This window comes from Streptomyces sp. NC-S4 (assembly GCF_054353315.1).
Map to the genome: position 1 here is coordinate 4,410,092 of NZ_CM135937.1, position 19,045 is coordinate 4,429,136.

At 69.2% G+C, this 19,045-nt stretch carries 19 protein-coding genes; 10 read left to right on the forward strand and 9 right to left on the reverse strand.

The genetic code is table 11. From position 1 onward, the window contains the following. Positions 1 to 6 precede the first annotated feature (6 nt). The 4 genes from sigM (at position 7) to trxA (ending at position 3,127) form a co-directional block, all read left to right on the forward strand. Positions 7 to 702, forward strand: coding sequence for an RNA polymerase sigma factor SigM (sigM, locus tag ACXNSR_RS19650; protein WP_458636858.1), 696 nt, complete (start codon positions 7 to 9; stop codon positions 700 to 702). A gap of 14 nt (positions 703 to 716) precedes the next feature. Then, positions 717 to 1,637 (forward strand): anti-sigma factor family protein, encoded by a 921-nt coding sequence (locus ACXNSR_RS19655; RefSeq protein WP_458643345.1) that lies wholly within the window; start codon positions 717 to 719, stop codon positions 1,635 to 1,637. Positions 1,638 to 1,765: 128 nt separating this feature from the next. Continuing rightward, positions 1,766 to 2,725, forward strand: coding sequence for a thioredoxin-disulfide reductase (trxB, locus tag ACXNSR_RS19660; RefSeq protein ID WP_458636859.1), 960 nt, complete (start codon positions 1,766 to 1,768; stop codon positions 2,723 to 2,725). Positions 2,726 to 2,785: 60 nt separating this feature from the next. Then, on the forward strand, positions 2,786 to 3,127 hold the full coding sequence (trxA, locus tag ACXNSR_RS19665; RefSeq protein ID WP_382513615.1) for a thioredoxin: 342 nt from the start codon (positions 2,786 to 2,788) through the stop codon (positions 3,125 to 3,127). A gap of 66 nt (positions 3,128 to 3,193) precedes the next feature. Here trxA and ACXNSR_RS19670 read toward each other — a convergent pair whose 3' ends face one another. From ACXNSR_RS19670 to rpmH, 9 genes are all read right to left on the reverse strand, one after another. Next, on the reverse strand, positions 3,194 to 3,811 hold the full coding sequence (locus ACXNSR_RS19670; protein WP_458636860.1) for a GNAT family N-acetyltransferase: 618 nt from the start codon (positions 3,809 to 3,811) through the stop codon (positions 3,194 to 3,196). A 99-nt stretch (positions 3,812 to 3,910) separates the two neighbouring features. Continuing rightward, positions 3,911 to 5,029 (reverse strand): ParB/RepB/Spo0J family partition protein, encoded by a 1,119-nt coding sequence (locus ACXNSR_RS19675; protein ID WP_458636861.1) that lies wholly within the window; start codon positions 5,027 to 5,029, stop codon positions 3,911 to 3,913. Beyond that, on the reverse strand, positions 5,026 to 6,114 hold the full coding sequence (locus ACXNSR_RS19680) for a ParA family protein (RefSeq protein ID WP_458636862.1): 1,089 nt from the start codon (positions 6,112 to 6,114) through the stop codon (positions 5,026 to 5,028). The genes ACXNSR_RS19675 and ACXNSR_RS19680 overlap by 4 nt, the downstream gene beginning before the upstream one ends. A gap of 276 nt (positions 6,115 to 6,390) precedes the next feature. Further along, positions 6,391 to 7,107 (reverse strand): 16S rRNA (guanine(527)-N(7))-methyltransferase RsmG, encoded by a 717-nt coding sequence (gene rsmG / locus ACXNSR_RS19685; RefSeq protein WP_030008407.1) that lies wholly within the window; start codon positions 7,105 to 7,107, stop codon positions 6,391 to 6,393. A gap of 137 nt (positions 7,108 to 7,244) precedes the next feature. Next, on the reverse strand, positions 7,245 to 7,757 hold the full coding sequence (locus ACXNSR_RS19690; RefSeq protein WP_030008408.1) for a Jag family protein: 513 nt from the start codon (positions 7,755 to 7,757) through the stop codon (positions 7,245 to 7,247). Positions 7,758 to 7,772: 15 nt separating this feature from the next. After that, positions 7,773 to 8,876 (reverse strand): membrane protein insertase YidC, encoded by a 1,104-nt coding sequence (yidC, locus tag ACXNSR_RS19695; RefSeq protein ID WP_458636863.1) that lies wholly within the window; start codon positions 8,874 to 8,876, stop codon positions 7,773 to 7,775. A gap of 3 nt (positions 8,877 to 8,879) precedes the next feature. Further along, positions 8,880 to 9,161 (reverse strand): membrane protein insertion efficiency factor YidD, encoded by a 282-nt coding sequence (gene yidD, locus ACXNSR_RS19700; RefSeq protein WP_076043740.1) that lies wholly within the window; start codon positions 9,159 to 9,161, stop codon positions 8,880 to 8,882. Beyond that, positions 9,158 to 9,532 carry a ribonuclease P protein component gene (gene rnpA, locus ACXNSR_RS19705; RefSeq protein ID WP_458636864.1) on the reverse strand — a complete coding sequence of 125 codons (375 nt, stop codon included), beginning with the start codon at positions 9,530 to 9,532 and terminating at the stop codon, positions 9,158 to 9,160. Before rnpA ends, yidD begins: the two co-directional genes overlap by 4 nt. Before the next feature lie 21 nt (positions 9,533 to 9,553). Then, positions 9,554 to 9,691, reverse strand: coding sequence for a 50S ribosomal protein L34 (gene rpmH, locus ACXNSR_RS19710; protein ID WP_018547628.1), 138 nt, complete (start codon positions 9,689 to 9,691; stop codon positions 9,554 to 9,556). A gap of 355 nt (positions 9,692 to 10,046) precedes the next feature. Between rpmH and dnaA the strand changes: the two genes are divergently transcribed. The 6 genes from dnaA to gyrB all read left to right on the forward strand — a co-directional run bounded on the left by dnaA (position 10,047) and on the right by gyrB (position 19,019). Next, the gene (gene dnaA, locus ACXNSR_RS19715) at positions 10,047 to 11,813 is read left to right on the forward strand and encodes a chromosomal replication initiator protein DnaA (RefSeq protein WP_458636865.1); all 1,767 of its coding nucleotides are present in this window, start codon (positions 10,047 to 10,049) and stop codon (positions 11,811 to 11,813) included. 876 nt (positions 11,814 to 12,689) lie between these two features. Continuing rightward, complete coding sequence (dnaN, locus tag ACXNSR_RS19720) at positions 12,690 to 13,820, forward strand: DNA polymerase III subunit beta (RefSeq protein ID WP_031156016.1); 1,131 nt, start codon at positions 12,690 to 12,692, stop codon at positions 13,818 to 13,820. Positions 13,821 to 14,065: 245 nt separating this feature from the next. Next, positions 14,066 to 14,941, forward strand: coding sequence for a phosphogluconate dehydrogenase (NAD(+)-dependent, decarboxylating) (gene gnd, locus ACXNSR_RS19725; protein WP_030755353.1), 876 nt, complete (start codon positions 14,066 to 14,068; stop codon positions 14,939 to 14,941). Between the two features lie 106 nt (positions 14,942 to 15,047). Further along, a complete protein-coding gene (recF, locus tag ACXNSR_RS19730) occupies positions 15,048 to 16,184 on the forward strand; it encodes a DNA replication/repair protein RecF (protein ID WP_458636866.1) in 1,137 nt (378 codons plus the stop codon). Further along, positions 16,181 to 16,714 (forward strand): DUF721 domain-containing protein, encoded by a 534-nt coding sequence (locus tag ACXNSR_RS19735; protein ID WP_458636867.1) that lies wholly within the window; start codon positions 16,181 to 16,183, stop codon positions 16,712 to 16,714. Before recF ends, ACXNSR_RS19735 begins: the two co-directional genes overlap by 4 nt. 280 nt (positions 16,715 to 16,994) lie before the next feature. After that, entirely contained in the window at positions 16,995 to 19,019 is a 2,025-nt protein-coding gene (gyrB, locus tag ACXNSR_RS19740) for a DNA topoisomerase (ATP-hydrolyzing) subunit B (RefSeq protein ID WP_458636868.1), read from the forward strand. Positions 19,020 to 19,045: the final 26 nt, after the last annotated feature.

A 19,045-nucleotide genomic window follows, 5' to 3' on the forward strand; every position in this document is an offset into this window, starting at 1 on the left:
GGTGTGATGCACGACGCAACGACCGGCGGGGCCAGTGACGGGGACCTGCTCGCCCGGCACGTCGCCGGGGATCCCGACGCTTTCGGGGAGATCGTGCGGCGGCACCGGGACCGGTTGTGGGCCGTGGCCCTGCGGACCCTCGGGGACCGTGAGGAGGCCGCCGACGCGGTGCAGGACGCCCTGGTGTCCGCCTACCGGGCCGCGCACACCTTCCGCGGGGAATCGGCCGTCACCACCTGGCTGCACCGCATCACCGTCAACGCCTGTCTCGACCGCGCCCGCAAGGCCGCCACGCGCCGGACCGCGCCTCTCGACGACACGGAACGCCTGGAGCGCCTCCTGGAGCCCCATGAGTCCGCGGAGGCCCCCGCGGAGCGCCAGGACCTCCATCGCCAGCTCCTGGCCGCTCTGGGTACCCTCCCGGCCGATCAGCGGGCCGCGCTGATCCTCGTCGACATGCAGGGATACCCCGTCGCCGAGGCCGCCCGGATCCTCGACGTCCCCACCGGCACCGTGAAGAGCCGGTGCGCACGCGGCCGGGCGAAACTCGCGCCGCTCCTCACTCATCTGCGCACGAATGCCGGGGATAACACGGCCACCGAGCGGGGAAGGAACCGGACGCCGGGCCCACCCGTCCCACCAGCGGCAGAACCCAGGCATCCAGACCCAGACGCTGTGAAGGGCGGAGGTGGACGACCGTGACCCCGCCCACTGGCATGTCCGGCACGACCGGCGCGATCCGGCACCCGGACGTCTCGGAGATCTCCGACCTGACCGAAGGTCTCCTCTCGCCGTCCCATACCGCAGAAATCCGCCGCCACCTCGACGACTGCGCCCTGTGCGCCGACGTCCGCGACTCCCTGGAAGAGATCCGCTCCCTCCTCGGCACCCTGCCGGGTCCGACGCGGATGCCCGCCGACATCGCCGGCCGCATCGACGCGGCCCTCGCCGCGGAGGCCCTTCTCGACTCCACCCAGCCGAAGGCCCAGGCCGTACCGGCCGACCGGCCCCGCACGGCGGAGCGCGATGTTTCACGTGGAACGGCCCCGGCTACCGCTGGGAGGTACCCCCGGCCCGCCGGTCACCCGACCGGCCCAACCGGCCCCGGGCGACGCCGCGCACGCCGCCGGATCGCCGTCCTCGCCGGTCTGGCCGCAGCGGCCGCCTGCGCCCTGGGTGTCTTCCTGTTCGGCGACTTCTCGGGCCCGCCCGCCCACCAAACCGCCGCCAGTGGCGAGGCATCCGACTCCGCGGCACAGCCATCCGCCGCCGCCGGCGGAGGCAGCTACACCGCGCAGGGGCTCCAGGACAGCGTCAGGCAGCTCATCAGCGGCGGTCAGGGCGCCAAGAACGTTCCCGAGGGGCAGAACAACACCCTCGGGCTGGAGAACAACGCCCCCGGGGACAAGCGGGCGGCACCTGCCGTCCCCGCCTGTGTGCTGCAGGCCACCGGCCGGTCCGACAACCCGGTCGCCGCCGAGCGCGGCAGCTACCAGGGCACCCCCGTGTACCTCCTCGTCCTGCCGCACCCGGCCGACTCCGCCCGAGTCGACGCCTACCTCGTCGACACGGCGTGCGAGCGGACCGGTTCGGCAGACCCCGGAAAGGTCCTCCTGACGAGTACCTATCCGCGGTAGCCGAGCCGTTCGGGGCCGTGGTGGGGCGGGCGGGGAATGCATGCGCCTTAGGATCCGTTGGGTGGGGTGAGAGTCCGCACCGGCCCCCGGTAGGCAGTACGCAGTCCGCAGAGACGAGGAAGAAACCCGTGAGCGACGTCCGAAACGTGATCATCATCGGCTCCGGGCCGGCCGGTTACACGGCCGCCCTGTACACCGCACGCGCTTCGCTCAAGCCGCTGGTCTTCGAAGGTGCCGTCACCGCGGGTGGCGCCCTGATGAACACCACCGAGGTGGAGAACTTCCCGGGCTTCCAGGACGGCATCATGGGCCCCGACCTGATGGACAACATGCGTGCCCAGGCCGAGCGCTTCGGTGCCGAGCTGGTCGCGGACGACGTCGTGGCCGTGGACCTCAGCGGTGAGATCAAGACCGTCACCGACACCGTCGGCACCGTGCACCGCGCCAAGGCCGTCATCGTCACCACCGGCTCCCAGCACCGCAAGCTCGGCCTGCCCAACGAGGACGCCCTCTCCGGTCGTGGTGTCTCCTGGTGCGCCACCTGCGACGGGTTCTTCTTCAAGGACCACGACATCGCCGTCGTCGGCGGCGGCGACACCGCGATCGAGGAGGCCACCTTCCTCTCGCGCTTCGCCAAGTCCGTCACCATCGTCCACCGTCGTGACAGCCTGCGTGCCTCGAAGGCCATGCAGGACCGCGCCTTCGCCGACCCGAAGATCAAGTTCGCCTGGGACAGCGAGGTCGCCGAGATCCGCGGCGACCAGAAGCTCTCCGGCCTCACCCTGCGCAACACCAAGACCGGTGAGACCTCAGAGCTTCCCGTGACCGGCCTCTTCATCGCCGTCGGCCACGACCCGCGCACCGAGCTCTTCAAGGGCCAGCTCGACCTCGACGAGGAGGGCTACCTCAAGGTCGAGGCCCCCTCCACCCGGACCAGCGCCACCGGCGTGTTCGGCGCCGGTGACGTCGTGGACCACACCTACCGTCAGGCCATCACCGCCGCGGGCACCGGCTGCTCCGCCGCCCTCGACGCCGAGCGCTTCCTCGCCGCGCTCGCGGACGCCGAGAAGGTCCACGCAGCGGTCTGACCGGCCTGACCCCCACACCGCCCCACCCCACACCCCGCAGGAATGAAGAAGGAGGCCGCTGTGGCCGGCACCCTCAAGAACGTGACCGACGCTGACTTCGACGAGCAGGTCCTCAAGAGCGACAAGCCCGTACTGGTGGACTTCTGGGCCGCCTGGTGCGGACCGTGCCGCCAGATCGCGCCGTCGCTCGAGGCCATCGCCGCCGAGTACGGCGACCAGATCGAGATCGTCAAGCTCAACATCGACGAGAACCCGGCCACGGCCGCCAAGTACGGCGTCATGTCCATCCCGACGCTGAACGTCTACCAGAGCGGCGAGGTCGCCAAGACCATCGTCGGCGCGAAGCCGAAGGCCGCCATCCTGCGCGACCTCTCCGAGTTCGTCGAGGTCAAGACCGCCTGACGCGGTCGATGTTTCACGTGAAACGGGGCCGCCACTCCCGGGGGCGGCCCCGTTCCGCGTTCGCGCTCACAGCGGCCGCAGCACCGGCTCCTTGCGTGCCCCGCCCAGCAGCCGGTCCAGCGCCAGCTCGACGTCCTCCTTCCAGGACAGCGTCGAGCGGAGTTCCAGCCGCAACCGCGGATGCACCGGGTGGGGGCGGACCGTCTTGAAGCCCACCGCAAGCAGGTGGTCGGCCGGCAGCAGACAGGCCGGGCCCTCCCAGTGCGCGTCCCCGAAGGCCTCGATCGCCCGGAAGCCCCGCCGCAGCAGATCCTTGGCCACCGTCTGGACCATGACCCGTCCCAGCCCCTGGCCCTGGTACCCCGGCATGATCCACGCGGTAATCAGCTGCACGGCATCCGGCGAGACCGGGCTGGTCGGAAAAGCAGTGGCCCGCGGCACGTACGCCGGCGGCGCGTAGAGGACGAAGCCCACCGGAATCTCGTCCACATAGACCACTCGGCCGCAGGACCCCCACTCCAGCAGGACGGCGGAGATCCACGCCTCCTTCTCCTGCGCCGGCGTACCCGCCTTCACGGCAGCCTCACCGGTGACCGGATCCAGCTCCCAGAACACACAGGACCGGCAACGACGCGGCAGGTCCTGGAGGTTGTCCAGCGTGAGCGGTACCAGCCGACGACCCATGACCGCATCGTATCCACTGGTCCATCGTTCTTCGACAGCAAAGCGAAGGGGCGGATCGCACCGGTTCACACCGCTGCGATCCGCCCCCGGGCCCGGGGATCATTCCCCGGCAAGTCCCTGATCCAGTACCCGTCCCTCGCCCGGCGCCAGCGTCCCCAGGATCCGCTCCAGGTCCTCCATCGAGGCGAACTCAACGGTGATCTTGCCCTTCTTCTGGCCCAGATCCACCTTCACCCGCGTCTCGAACCGGTCCGACAGCCGCGTCGCCAGCTGGCTGAGCGCCGGAGCCACCCGGGCACCCGCACGCGGACCCTTCGGCTTCACCGCGCTCGTCGGCTCCGAGGCCATGAGCGTCACGATCTCCTCGACCGCACGCACCGACAGACCTTCGGCCACGATCCGGTGCGCCAGCTTGTCCTGCTCCTCGGAGTCCTCCACCGAGAGCAGCGCACGCGCGTGCCCGGCCGACAGCACCCCCGCAGCCACCCTGCGCTGCACCGAAGGGGACAGCTTGAGCAGCCTCAGCGTGTTCGATACCTGGGGACGCGAGCGCCCGATCCGGTCGGCCAGCTGGTCATGGGTGCAGTTGAAGTCCTTGAGCAGCTGGTCGTAGGCCGCGGCTTCTTCCAGCGGGTTCAGCTGGGCCCGGTGCAGGTTCTCCAGCAGCGCGTCCAGCAGCAGCTTCTCGTCGTCCGTCGCCCGGATGATCGCCGGAATGGCCTCCAGCCCGGCCTCGCGGCAGGCACGCCAGCGCCGCTCACCCATGATCAGCTCATAGCGGCCGGGGGCCGACTGCCGCACCACCACCGGCTGGAGCAGGCCCACCTCCTGGATGGAGGTCACCAGCTCGGCGAGCGCGTCCTCGTCGAACACCTCACGCGGCTGACGCGGGTTCGGCGTGATCGCGTCCATCGGGAGCTCGGCGAACGTCGCCCCCGCCACCGCAGCGCTCTCGGTCTCGGGCTCCGGCCGGGGCTCGGGCTCCGGCCGGGGCTCGGGCTCGGCCACCGGCACGACCGCGAGCGATGTTTCACGTGAAACATCGGCCTGTACGAGCGCAGCGAGCTTCGCTGCCGCGACCCCCCGCTCCGAAGCCAGGGTCGGCACTGCCGACGGGGACGCCGAACCGGCGCTGATCACCGGCGGCGTCTTCTCCTGCGGAGCCGCGGGGATCAGCGCACCGAGCCCCCGCCCAAGACCCCTACGTCGCTCACTCACTGGATCCCCTCCGCCACACTGTGCGTGTTGTTGCTGCCCGGGCCCAGATGGGCGTGCCGAGCGTCGTACTGAATGCCGACCCCCCGAAACGCGATCTCTCGCGCTGCCTCCAGATAGGAGAGGGAACCGCTGGAACCCGGGTCGTACGTGAGCACCGTCTGCCCGTAGCTCGGCGCCTCGGAGATGCGTACCGACCGGGGGATGCTCGTCCGCAGCACCTCCTTGCCGAAGTGGCTGCGCACCTCCTCCGCCACCTGCGAGGCCAGCCGCGTCCTGCCGTCGTACATCGTCAGCAGGATGGTGGACACGTGAAGCGCCGGATTGAGGTGGGCCCGCACCAGATCGACATTGCGCAGCAGCTGACCCAGGCCCTCCAGCGCGTAGTACTCGCACTGGATCGGGATCAGCACTTCCGCGCCGGCCACCAGAGCGTTCACCGTCAGCAGGCCGAGCGAGGGCGGGCAGTCGATCAAGATGTAGTCGAGGGGCTGTTCGTACGCCTGGATCGCCCGCTGGAGGCGGCTCTCGCGCGCCACGAGCGACACCAGCTCGATCTCCGCACCCGCCAGGTCGATCGTGGCCGGGGCACAGAAGAGGCCCTCCACGTCCACCACCGGCTGGACGACCTCCAGCAGCGGCCGGCTGTCCACGAGCACGTCGTAGATGGACGGCACATCGGCGTGATGGTCGATGCCCAGCGCCGTGGACGCATTGCCCTGCGGGTCGAGGTCGATCACCAGAACCCGTGCACCGTGCAGCGCGAGCGATGCCGCCAGGTTCACGGTCGTCGTGGTCTTGCCCACGCCGCCCTTCTGGTTGGCGACCACGATGACCCGGGTCTGATTCGGCCGGGGCAGCCTCTCGCCGGCGCGCCCCATTGCATCGACCGCCTGCTGGGCGGCTCGGCCGATGGGGGTGTCGTTGTCCACAAGAGGCGGAGGCAATGTTTCACGTGAAACATCCTCACCCGCCGGTTCAGAGCGGGGACCGGGGACCGGATCGGCCATGGGCCCCGCGAGGTTGGCGTCGGACCGCACGGTGTCACTCTCCTCGACATCAGGCTCGCGATGAACAGAGCCTCCCATGTCACCCGGGTCGCGAACCAGCGGGGCCCGTACTCCTGTGGATGAATCCACCGATGTGGACAACTCTGTCCCCCTTGCGTCCTTGCGCTCGCGGGGGGAGGAAGCCGCACGACCGCGGCTGATGATTCCGTGCAGCAGAGAGCGACGTTTCACGTGAAACACGATGCCCGGAGGGAGACTCCCGGCCGCTACGACACTCCGAAATCCATACCTATAGGGCCCAACACGGACGAAATCTCCCGTGTGGGCCCCGACCGCCAGCGAATCAGCGGAGAATCAGCGACGCCGGCGGGTGCGTCCCACCCGGGCCGCCTTAGCCCGCTTGGCCGCGAACCTCACCCCTCCGGGGCTCTCGCCGACCTCGACCCGCACCACCGTCGACAGCGGGTCCACCAGACCCTCGCCCACGTGCAGCACCGAGGTCTTCACCACACCCAGCTTCGCCAGCGCCGTCTTCGCCGACACCAGCTCCTCGTCCGCGGTGTCGCCCTTCAGCGCCAGCATCTCGCCGTACGGCCGCAGCAGGGGCACACCCCAGCCGGCCAGCCGGTCCAGCGGAGCCACCGCCCGCGCCGTCACCACGTGCACCGGCTGCAGCTTGCCCAGGACCTCCTCGGCCCGCCCGCGCACCACCGTGACGTGGTCCAGGCCAAGCAGCTCCACGGCCTCCTGGAGGAAGGTCGTACGCCGCAGCAGTGGTTCGAGCAGCGTGATCTTGAGATCCCGTCGCACCAGAGCGAGCGGGATACCCGGCAGACCCGCGCCAGAGCCCACGTCGCACACGGTGACGCCCTGGGGCACCACCTCCGACAGCACAGCGCAGTTCAGCAGGTGCCGCTCCCACAGGCGCGGCACCTCACGCGGCCCGATCAGGCCCCGCTTGACTCCTGCGTCCGCCAGCAGCTCCGCGTACCGCACAGCTTCCGGGAAAAACTCACCGAACACCGCGCGCGCCTCTTCAGGCGCCGGGGGAAGCTCAGCTGCCTCCGTCACGGGGACCGTCCTTCCGTACCGCATGGTTCTGAAAGAACCACGTCTTCAAGTTGAGGCGTCGTTCACCTGTCAGGCCAGGCTGACAAACATCGGCCCCGCCTGCGACACAGACGGGGCCGAACAACCGGTGCTGACGATCAGGCGGGGAGCACAACGACGAAGCGCTGCGGCTCCTCGCCCTCGGACTCGCTCCGCAGACCGGCGGCCGCCACGGCGTCGTGGACGACCTTCCGCTCGAACGGGGTCATCGGAGCCAGCTTCAGCGGCTCGCCGGACGCCTTCACGTCCGCCGCGGCCTGGGCGCCCAGCGCCGCCAGCTCCTCGCGCTTCTTCGCGCGGAACCCGGCGATGTCCAGCATCAGCCGGCTGCGGTCCCCGGTCTCCCGGTGCACGGCGAGGCGGGTCAGCTCCTGCAGAGCCTCCAGAACCTCACCGTCGCGGCCCACGAGCTTCTGCAGATCCCGGCTGGCCGAGTCACTGACGATCGACACCGCGGCCCGGTCGGCCTCGACGTCCATGTCGATGTCGCCGTCCAGGTCGGCGATGTCCAGCAGACCCTCGAGGTAGTCGGCCGCGATCTCACCCTCCTGCTCGAGGCGGGTCAGGGTGTCGCCACTCTCAGCGGCGGCGGTGGTGGTGCCTTCCGTCACGGGAGGGACTCCTTCTTACTTCTTGGGAGCGGGCTTGCTGGGGGTCTGACGCTGCGCCTTCGACTGGCGCTTCGGCTGCTGCCGCTTCGCGGCACCGCCGCTCGCCGCGTCGGAGTCCGCCGTGGCCTCGACACTCTTGATCACGGAGCCGTCGGCCTGCGCGGCCATGCCCTGCTTGGTGAGGGCGGCGATGAACTTGCGCTCGTTGTCGTTGCGGTCCGGGCCCTTGGCGACGATCGCCGCGACGACACGCTTCTTGCCCCGGCCCTTGAGCTCACCGTGCGAGGTGATCTGCTTCAGCAGGCGGGTCAGGTACTGGTCCTGCGCCTTGCTGCCCGGCGTCGGGTTCTGGTTGATCACGTACATCTGCTGGCCCATGGTCCACACGTTCGTGGTCAGCCAGTAGACGAGAACACCGACGGGGAAGTTGATGCCCATGACCGCGAAGATCACCGGGAAGATGTACATCAGCATCTTCTGCTGCTGCATGAACGGCGTCTTGACCGAGAGGTCGACGTTCTTCTGCATCAGCTGACGCTGGGTGTAGAACTGCGACAGCGACATCATGATGATCATGACGGCGGTGACGATCCGGACGTCCGTCAGCGTCGCGCCGAGGGCGGCGACCTTCTCCGGGCTGTCCATGAACTTCGCGGCGATCGGCGCGCCGAAGATCTTGGCGGCACGGGCGCTGTCGACCAGCTGCTGGTCCATCGCGCCGACGGCCTTGCCATCGGCGATGTTCGACAGCACGTGGTAAAGCGCGAAGAAGAACGGGGACTGCGCCAGGATGGGAAGGCACGAGGAGAGCGGGTTGGTACCCGTCTCCTTGTACAGCTTCATCATCTCTTCGGACTGACGCTGCTTGTCGTTCTTGTAGCGCTCCTGGATCGCCTTCATCTTCGGCTGGAGCGCCTGCATACCCCGCGTCGCCTTGATCTGCTTCACGAAGAGCGGGATCAGACAGATACGGATCAAGATCACCAGGGACACGATGGACAGGCCCCAGGCCCACCCACTCGACTCACCGAAGATCGCCCCGTACATCGAGTGGAACTGGACGATGATCCACGAGACGGGGTAAGTGATAAAGCTGAACAGACTGGCAATCGTGTCCACTAATCAGGCTCCTTGAGCATTGCGAGATCTACGCAACGCACTGCGCAGCTGCTCGTGCCAACGCGGGCGTTTACGGGGTGGGACATGGTCCACGCCACCGGGGGACCACGGATTGCACCGCAGGATCCGCCAGGCGGTCAGGGCCGTCCCCTTCACCGCACCATGCCGGTCGATGGCCGTGTACCCGTAGTGCGAACACGACGGGTAGTAGCGGCACACCGGCCCGAGCAGCGGACTGATCGTCCACTGGTACAGCTTGATCAAAGCGAGCAGCGGGTACTTCATCGAGCCACGCCTCCCAGGAGCCGCACCAGAGCGGCATCCAGGTCCCGGGCCAGCTCGTCGGGGCCGGCATCACCCGCTCCGGGCAACGCGCGTACCACCACCAGGCTACCGGCGGGCAGCTGGGACAGCCGCTCGCGGACCAGATGGCGCAGTCGGCGCTTGACCCGGTTACGTATGACGGCGTTGCCGACAGCCTTGCTGACGACGAAACCCGCACGCGACGAGGGATCGATCTCCCCCGACTCGTGCGGGTCCGTTGCACCGCATGTACGTAGATGGACGACGAGGAGCGGGCGACCGGCCCGGCGACCTCGGCGTACCGCGCTCGCGAAGTCCTCGCGCCGCCTCAGCCGATTTTCGGGAGACAGCACGACGTCACGACCTGCGTGTTGTTACGCGGAAAGGGCGGCGCGGCCCTTGGAACGACGGTTCGCGAGGATCGCGCGACCGGCACGGGTACGCATCCGCAGGCGGAAGCCGTGGGTCTTGGCGCGACGGCGGTTGTTCGGCTGGAAGGTGCGCTTGCTCACTCGGGGGCTCCAGAGAATGAATCGTTGTGGCGGGACATCGCCTGGCTGTCACCGTGCGCCCACGAGGAAACTCGCGTGTTCGCCCGAGTGGCACCGCTAAATGATCACTATCAGTGACCTTCGCCCATCGGTAGGCAGGCGGCAGCAGCCATCGACAACTCGACCTGGTTACGGTACGCGCGGCTACGCCATCCGGTCAAACCGAGCCTACGCGGCCCCACACTGTGCACAGGCTGTGGACAACGACTTGAACCGTACCCGCTGGCCTGACTACCGTTGCCTGATCCCGGATTTTTCGTCCCGACCGTCCCAAAGAACCACACATTCGTGGGACCCCTGTGAGAGAGCGTGCTCTGTGGCTGACGTACCTGCCGATCTTGCCGCAGTGTGGCCAAGGGTGCTCGAAAAGCTCCTCGGGGAGGGACAGCCGGGAATCGAGCCCAAGGACAAGCAGTGGGTCGAGCGGTGTCAGCCCCTGGCCCTCGTCGCCGACACGGCACTGCTGGCCGTCCCCAACGAGTGGGGCAAGCGCGTCCTCGAAGGACGCCTCGCCCCGCTGATCAGTGACGCGCTCAGCCGTGAGTGCGGCCGCCCCATCCGGATCGCCATCACCGTGGACGACTCCGCCGGCGAGCCCGCGCCCCCCGCCCCGCCCGTCCAGCAGCAGGGCGGGTACGAGCCGTACGGCGGCCAGCGCCCCGGCGACGACCAGCTCCCCACCGCGCGGCCGGCCTACCCCGACTACCAGCAGCAGCGCCCCGAGCCCGGCGCCTGGCCCCGCGGCGGCCAGCAGGACGACTACGGCTGGCAGCAGCCGCGCCTCGGCGGTTTCCCCGAGCGCGACCCCTACGCGTCCCCGCAGCCCGGCTACCTCCAGCAGCCCGAGCCCTCCGGTTACGACCAGGGCGCCTACGAGCAGCAGCAGTACGAGCAGTCGCCGTACGAGGGCCAGCAGCAGCACCAGCCCCATCAATACGAGCAGCAGCCGTACGAGCCCCAGCAGTACGAGCAGCCGGCGCCGCGCCAGGCCCCCGGCCGGCCCGCGGCGCCGTCCCCGTCCGGCGGCTCGACCTCGGGCCCGCTGGAGCCGACCGCGCGGCTGAACCCCAAGTACCTCTTCGACACCTTCGTCATCGGCGCCTCCAACCGCTTCGCGCACGCCGCCGCGGTGGCCGTCGCCGAGGCGCCCGCGAAGGCGTACAACCCCCTCTTCGTCTACGGGGAGTCGGGCCTCGGCAAGACCCACCTGCTGCACGCCATCGGGCACTACGCGCGGAGCCTCTACCCCGGCACCCGGGTGCGGTACGTGAGCTCCGAGGAGTTCACCAACGAGTTCATCAACTCCATCCGCGACGGCAAGGGCGACGCGTTCCGCAAGCGCTACCGCGAGATGGACATCCTCCTCGTCGACGACATCCAGTTCCTCGCGAGCAAGGAGTCGACGCAGGAGGAGTTCTTCCACACCTTCAATACGCTCCACAACGCCAACAAGCAGATCGTGCTCTCCTCCGACCGGCCGCCCAAGCAGCTGGTGACCCTGGAGGACCGGCTCCGCAACCGCTTCGAGTGGGGCCTGATCACCGACGTCCAGCCGCCCGAGCTGGAGACCCGTATCGCGATCCTGCGCAAGAAGGCAGTCCAGGAGCAGCTCAACGCCCCGCCGGAGGTACTGGAGTTCATCGCCTCCCGCATCTCGCGCAACATCCGCGAGCTGGAGGGGGCCCTGATCCGGGTCACGGCCTTCGCGAGCCTGAACCGGCAGCCGGTCGACCTGGGCCTCACCGAGGACGTCCTGAAGAACCTGATCCCGGGCGGCGAGGACAGCGCGCCGGAGATCACCGCCTCCGACATCATGGCGGCCACCGCCGACTACTTCGGCCTGACCGTGGACGACCTGTGCGGCTCCTCGCGCAGCCGGGTCCTGGTCACCGCCCGGCAGATCGCCATGTACCTGTGCCGGGAGCTCACCGACCTCTCCCTGCCCAAGATCGGGGCGCAGTTCGGCGGCCGCGACCACACGACCGTCATGCACGCGGACCGCAAGATCCGCGCTCTGATGGCCGAGCGGCGCTCCATCTACAACCAGGTCACCGAGCTCACCAACCGCATCAAGAACGCCTGAGCGCGGCCCCCCGACACCCGGTTCGGGGCCGCTTCAGGGCCCCTTCAAACGCATCCAGAGGGCGCTCCCGGTCCACAACGGGGGCGCCCTTCTTCGTTCGCGCGCCCCTGACCTGTTCGAATACGCCCCCCGTGGAGCAACTCATCCACAGATTGGGAGACTTTCTTCCGTCCACACCCTGGGGACGGGTCGCGTCGCCCACAATCTGTCCACAGGCGTGCGGGGTGAGGCTCCATCAGAGCTGGTCAGACCCCTGTGGAATTGTGCACAAACGTCATCCACAGGCTGTGGACAAAATTTTCGTCCACAGCCCTGTCCACGACGTTGTCCACCGTCGGCCCACAGGTTTCCACGTCCTGTGCACAGGATGCGCGGGCTTCTCCACACCCTTGTCCACTGTTCGGCAACACACCACCCCCTCTCACCACCCGGAGTGAAAGGCGTCACACGGATGTAGACGTTTGGGTTGTGGAGTACCGGGGGAAAGCTGGGGACGCACCTGTGGAGTAATCGGGGTCACCTGGGGACAGCCTGTGCAGAACTTTTCGTTCTCCACAGGGACCCGGGGTTGTCCACCGGTGCCACCCACAGGGCCGGTGGATAAAAAACGGGTGCTGACCTGCGAGAACGGGCTTATCCACCGTTTCCACAGGCCCTACTACTACCCCCATGGAGAGTTAGGCCGGTTTCGGTTTTCAAGCGGGTCCTGTGCACAACTCGTCGATCGCCCGCCCCGACGCCTCGCTCCCGACTTGACCGCCGGCCGCACCGAGTGTCGGCGCCGTACGTCAGACTGGTCCCCGGCATCGGTCGAGGCATCGACGGGCCGACGACGAAGGCCGGCAGACGAGCGAGCAACAGCAGGAGGCGGTTCCGGTGAAGATCCGGGTGGAGCGCGACGTACTCGCGGAGGCGGTGGCCTGGGCGGCCCGCAGCCTCCCGGCCCGGCCGCCGGTGCCCGTTCTCGCGGGCCTGCTGCTGAAGGCCGAGGAGGGCACTCTGAGCCTCTCCGGCTTCGACTACGAGGTCTCGGCGCGGGTCTCGGTCGAGGCGGACGTCGAGGAGGACGGCACCGTCCTGGTCTCCGGCCGGCTGCTGGCCGACATCTGCCGCGCCCTCCCCAACCGCCCGGTGGAGATTTCCACAGACGGTGTACGGGCGACCGTGGTCTGCGGCTCCTCGCGATTCACACTCCACACCCTGCCTGTGGAGGAGTACCCGGCGCTGCCGCAGATGCCGACCGCGACCGGCACCGTGTCCGGCGAGGTCTTCGCCGCCGCCGCCAAGCAGGTCGCCACGGCCGCCGGCCGCGACGACACGCTGCCGGTGCTGACCGGTGTCCGCATCGAGATCGAGGGCGACCGGGTCACCCTGGCCTCCACCGACCGCTACCGCTTCGCGGTCCGCGAGTTCCTGTGGAAGCCGGAGAACCCGGAGGCGTCGGCCGTGGCTCTGGTGCCCGCCAAGACGCTCCAGGAGATCGCCAACTCTCTGACCAGCGGTGACACCGTCACCCTGGCGCTGTCCGGCTCCGGTGCGGGCGAGGGCCTGATCGGTTTCGAGGGCGCCGGCCGCCGCACCACCACCCGGCTGCTCGAGGGCGACCTGCCCAAGTACCGGACGCTCTTCCCGACCGAGTTCAACTCCGTCGCCGTGATCGAGACCGCCCCGTTCGTCGAGGCCGTCAAGCGCGTGGCCCTGGTGGCCGAGCGCAACACCCCGGTCCGCCTGAGCTTCGAGCAGGGCGTGCTGATCCTGGAGGCCGGCTCCTCCGACGACGCACAGGCTGTGGAAAGGGTCGACGCCCAGCTGGACGGCGACGACATCTCGATCGCCTTCAACCCGACCTTCCTGCTGGACGGCCTGAGCGCGATCGCCTCCCCGGTGGCCCAGCTCAGCTTCACCACGTCGACCAAGCCCGCGCTGCTCAGCGGCCGCCCGGCGGTCGACGCGGAGGCGGACGAGGCCTACAAGTACCTGATCATGCCGGTGCGCCTGTCCGGCTGACGTTCCACCTGTCGACGTCGGGCCCGTTCTCGCACGCAGCGGGACCGGGCCCGACGTCGTCCACAGGTTGGGGAGGGCGCGGGGAAAACCCGTGAAGCCGGACCGGCCCCCATGGAGCGCCCGCACGGCCCGCCGCCACGGCCCGGCGTAGGCTCGGATCCGGTGGGCGACCCCCCGCGCGTCCGGCGAGGACACGGCCGGGGAAGCCCCGGCAAAGACGGCCACAACGCTTAAGGAACCACCTGATGGAGCTTGGTCTCGTCGGTCTCGGCAAGATGGGCGGCAACATGCGCGAGCGCATCCGCCGCGCAGGCCACACCGTCATCGGATACGACCGCAACCCGGACCTCGCGGATGTCCACAGCCTGCAGGAACTTGTGGACAGCCTGCAGGCCCCCCGCGTCGTGTGGGTCATGGTCCCGGCCGGTGCGGCCACCCAGTCCACGGTCGACGAGCTCGCCGAGCTGCTGTCGCCCGGCGACATCGTCGTCGACGGCGGGAACTCCCGCTGGACCGACGACGAGAAGCACGCCGAGGAGCTGAAGGCCAAGGGCATCGGCTTCGTCGACTGCGGTGTCTCCGGCGGCGTGTGGGGCCTGGAGAACGGCTACGCGCTCATGTACGGCGGCGCGGCCGAGGACGTGGCCCGCGTGCAGCCGGTCTTCGACGCCCTCAAGCCCGAGGGCGACTTCGGCGCCGTGCACGCCGGCAAGGTCGGCGCGGGCCACTTCGCGAAGATGGTCCACAACGGCATCGAGTACGCCATGATGCAGGCCTACGCCGAGGGCTGGGAGCTCCTGGAGAAGGTGGACTCGGTCACCGACGTCCGCGAGGTCTTCCGCTCCTGGCAGGAAGGCACCGTCATCCGCTCCTGGCTGCTGGACCTGGCCGTGAACGCCCTCGACGAGGACGAGCACCTGGAGCAGCTGCGCGGCTTCGCCCAGGACTCCGGCGAGGGACGCTGGACGGTGGAGGCGGCGATCGACAACGCCGTGCCGCTGCCCGCGATCACCGCGTCGCTCTTCGCGCGATTCGCCTCGCGGCAGGACGACTCCCCGCAGATGAAGATGATCGCCGCGCTGCGCAACCAGTTCGGCGGCCACGCGGTCGAGAAGAAGTAGCGCTTCCGCACCGCAGCGGTACAACACCGCAGCGGTACAACACCGCAGCGGTACAGCAGCACAGCACCACAGCGAGCAGTTGGAAGCCGGGGGAGGTCGGCGCCGTATGCACGTTTCGCATCTCTCATTGGCCGACTTCCGCTCGTACGCCCGGGCCGAGGTTCCCCTCGACCCGGGCGTCACCGCTTTCGTGGGTCCCAACGGCCAGGGGAAGACCAACCTCGTCGAGGCGATCGGCTACCTCGCGACCCTCGGCAGCCACCGGGTCTCCTCCGACGCCCCGCTCGTGCGGATGGGCGCGGACCGGGCGATCATCCGCGCGGCCGTCACCCAGGGCGAGCGGCAGCAGCTGGTGGAGCTGGAGCTCAATCCCGGCCGGGCGAACCGGGCCCGCATCAACCGTTCCTCGCAGGTCAGGCCGCGGGACGTGCTGGGGATCATACGGACGGTGCTGTTCGCGCCGGAGGACCTGGCCCTGGTCAAGGGCGACCCGGGCGAGCGCCGGCGGTTCCTGGACGAGCTGGTCACGGCGCGCTCGCCGCGGATGGCCGCGGTCCGCTCCGACTACGAGCGGGTGCTCAAGCAGCGCAACACCCTGCTGAAGTCGGCGGCGATGGCCCGCCGGCACGGCGGCCGCTCCCTGGACCTCTCCACACTCGACGTGTGGGACCAGCACCTCGCGCGCGTGGGCGCGGAGCTGCTCGCGCAGCGGCTGGATCTGATCGCGGCCCTGCTGCCACTGGCGGACAAGGCCTACGAGCAGCTCGCGCCCGGCGGCGGCCCGCTGGGGCTGGCGTACAAGTCGTCGGCCGGCGAGCCGGTGGACAGCGGCGCGGCGCGCACCCGCGAGGCCCTCTACGAGGTGCTGCTGGCCGCGCTGGCCGAGGTGCGCAAGCAGGAGATCGAGCGCGGTGTCACCCTGGTCGGCCCGCACCGCGACGACGTGGTGCTGCGGCTCGGGGAACTGCCCGCGAAGGGGTACGCGAGCCACGGGGAGTCGTGGTCGTACGCGCTCGCGCTGCGGCTGGCCTCCTACGAGCTGCTGCGCTCGGAGGGCAGCGAGCCGGTGCTGATCCTCGACGACGTGTTCGCCGAGCTGGACGCGCGGCGCCGGGAGCGGCTGGCCGAGCTGGTGGCCCCCGGCGAGCAGGTACTGGTGACGGCGGCGGTCGACGACGACGTCCCGGGGGTGCTGGTGGGAACCCGTTTCGGGGTGTCCGGCGGTGAGGTGACCCGGCTGTGAACGAGCACGCCAAGGACCCGCAGGAGGGTCGCAGGACCCCGGAGGCCTCCGGGGTGGACCTCGCGCGCCAGGCCCTCGCGGCCGCGCGCGAGCAGGCACGGGCCCGGGGCAACGCGCCCGGCGGGAAGAAGCGCCAGCAGCCGGGGCTGCGCTCGGGCGCCCGCGCGGACGGCCGGGACCCGATGCCGCTCATGGCGGCGCTGGACCGGCTGCGCACCGAACGCGGCTGGGAGATGCCGATGGCGGTGGCGGGCGTGATGGAGCGCTGGCCGGAGATCGTCGGCCCGGAGATCGCGGCCCACTGTGAACCGGAACGCTACGAGGACCGTGAGCTTGTCGTGCGGTGCGATTCCTCGGCGTGGGCGGCGCAGCTGAAGCTGCTGGCCCCGCAGCTGGTCGCGCGGCTGAACGCGGATCTGGGGCAGGGCACCGTACGCCTGATCAAGGTCCACGGGCCCGGCGGACGGCCGAAGGGCTACGGGCCGTGGCGGGCGCCGGGCAGCAAGGGACCGGGCGACACCTACGGGTGAGTAGCCGGTTCGGCGGGTGGTGTCCCTCACGGTAGTCGGAGGTTGACAGCCCGAAGGGCTGGGTGCCCGTGTGAGCCTCTTTGAGCCCCTCCCCGGATGTGGGGAGTCGGAGAGAGGAGGTTCAGGGCGGCACATGCGGACTCAGGTACCGGCAAACCCCCATTCATGTCCGTGGTACCGGTAGACTGAAGCAAATCCCGCCCGTTCGCGGGATCACGCAGACAACGCAGATCGACGCGGCCGCTCCCGCCGGCGCACTTGCTGGTCCGGAGTACGGGCTGTGCTGTGCCAGAAAGGGCGCTTCGTGGCCGATTCCGGCGACTCCAACGAGAAGAATTACGACGCCAGTGCGATCCAGGTCCTCGAGGGCCTGGACGCGGTCCGCAAGCGGCCGGGTATGTACATCGGCTCGACGGGTGAGCGTGGTCTGCACCACCTCGTCTACGAGGTCGTCGACAACTCGGTCGACGAGGCGCTGGCCGGGCACGCGGACACCATCGACGTGACGATCCTCGCCGACGGTGGGGTGCGCGTGATCGACAACGGTCGCGGTATCCCGGTCGGCATCGTTCCGTCCGAGGGCAAGCCGGCCGTCGAGGTCGTCCTGACGGTCCTGCACGCGGGCGGCAAGTTCGGCGGCGGCGGCTACGCCGTTTCCGGTGGTCTGCACGGCGTCGGCGTGTCCGTCGTGAACGCCCTGTCGACCAAGGTCGCGGTCGAGGTCAAGACGGACGGCCACCGCTGGACGCAGGACTACAAGCTGGGCGTGCCGACGGCCCCGCTGGCCAAGAACGAGGAGACGGACCAGACCGGCACCTCGGTCACCTTCTGGGCCGACGGCGACATCTTCGAGACGACCGAGTACTCCTTCGAGACGCTGTCGCGGCGCTTCCAGGAGATGGCCTTCCTCAACAAGGGCCTGACCCTGTCGCTGACCGACGAGCGCGAGTCGGCGAAGGCGACCGCGGGCGCCGACGACCCGGACGCGGACACGGCCGAGCCCCAGGCGCGCACGGTGAAGTACTACTACGAGGGCGGCATCGTCGACTTCGTGAAGTACCTCAACTCGCGCAAGGGTGAGCTCATCCACCCGACCGTCATCGACGTCGAGGCCGAGGACAAGGAGCGCATGCTCTCGGTCGAGATCGCGATGCAGTGGAACTCGCAGTACACGGAGGGCGTCTACTCCTTCGCGAACACGATCCACACCCACGAGGGCGGTACGCACGAGGAGGGCTTCCGTGCGGCCCTGACGGGTCTGGTGAACCGTTACGCGCGCGACAAGAAGCTGCTGCGCGAGAAGGACGACAACCTCGCCGGCGAGGACATCCGCGAGGGTCTGACGGCGATCATCTCGGTCAAGCTGGGCGAGCCCCAGTTCGAGGGCCAGACGAAGACCAAGCTGGGCAACACGGAGGCCAAGACCTTCGTGCAGAAGGTCGTCCACGAGCACCTCAACGACTGGTTCGACCGCAACCCGGTCGAGGCCGCGGACATCGTCCGCAAGTCGATCCAGGCGGCCACGGCGCGCGTCGCGGCCCGCAAGGCCCGTGACCTCACCCGTCGCAAGGGTCTGCTGGAGAGCGCCTCGCTGCCGGGCAAGCTGTCCGACTGCCAGTCGAACGACCCGACCAAGTGCGAGATCTTCATCGTCGAGGGCGACTCGGCCGGTGGTTCCGCGAAGTCCGGCCGCAACCCGATGTACCAGGCCATCCTGCCGATCCGCGGCAAGATCCTGAACGTCGAGAAGGCCCGTATCGACAAGATCCTCCAGAACACCGAGGTCCAGGCGCTGATCAGCGCCTTCGGCACCGGTGTGCACGAGGACTTCGACATCGAGAAGCTCCGCTATCACAAGATCATCCTGATGGCGGACGCCGACGTCGACGGCCAGCACATCAACACCCTGCTGCTGACCTTCCTCTTCCGCTTCATGCGGCCCCTGGTCGAGGCCGGCCACGTGTACCTGTCGCGCCCGCCGCTCTACAAGATCAAGTGGGGCCGGGACGACTTCGAGTACGCGTACTCGGACCGCGAGCGGGACGCGCTGGTGGAGCTCGGCAAGCAGAACGGCAAGCGGATCAAGGAAGACTCGATCCAGCGCTTCAAGGGTCTGGGCGAGATGAACGCCGAGGAACTGCGCGTCACCACCATGGACGTGGACCACCGCGTGCTCGGCCAGGTCACGCTCGACGACGCGGCGCAGGCCGACGACCTGTTCTCGGTGCTGATGGGTGAGGACGTCGAGGCCCGACGTTCCTTCATCCAGCGCAACGCCAAGGACGTCCGCTTCCTCGACATCTGAGTCGGCTCCGCTGACCGCCGCCTGAA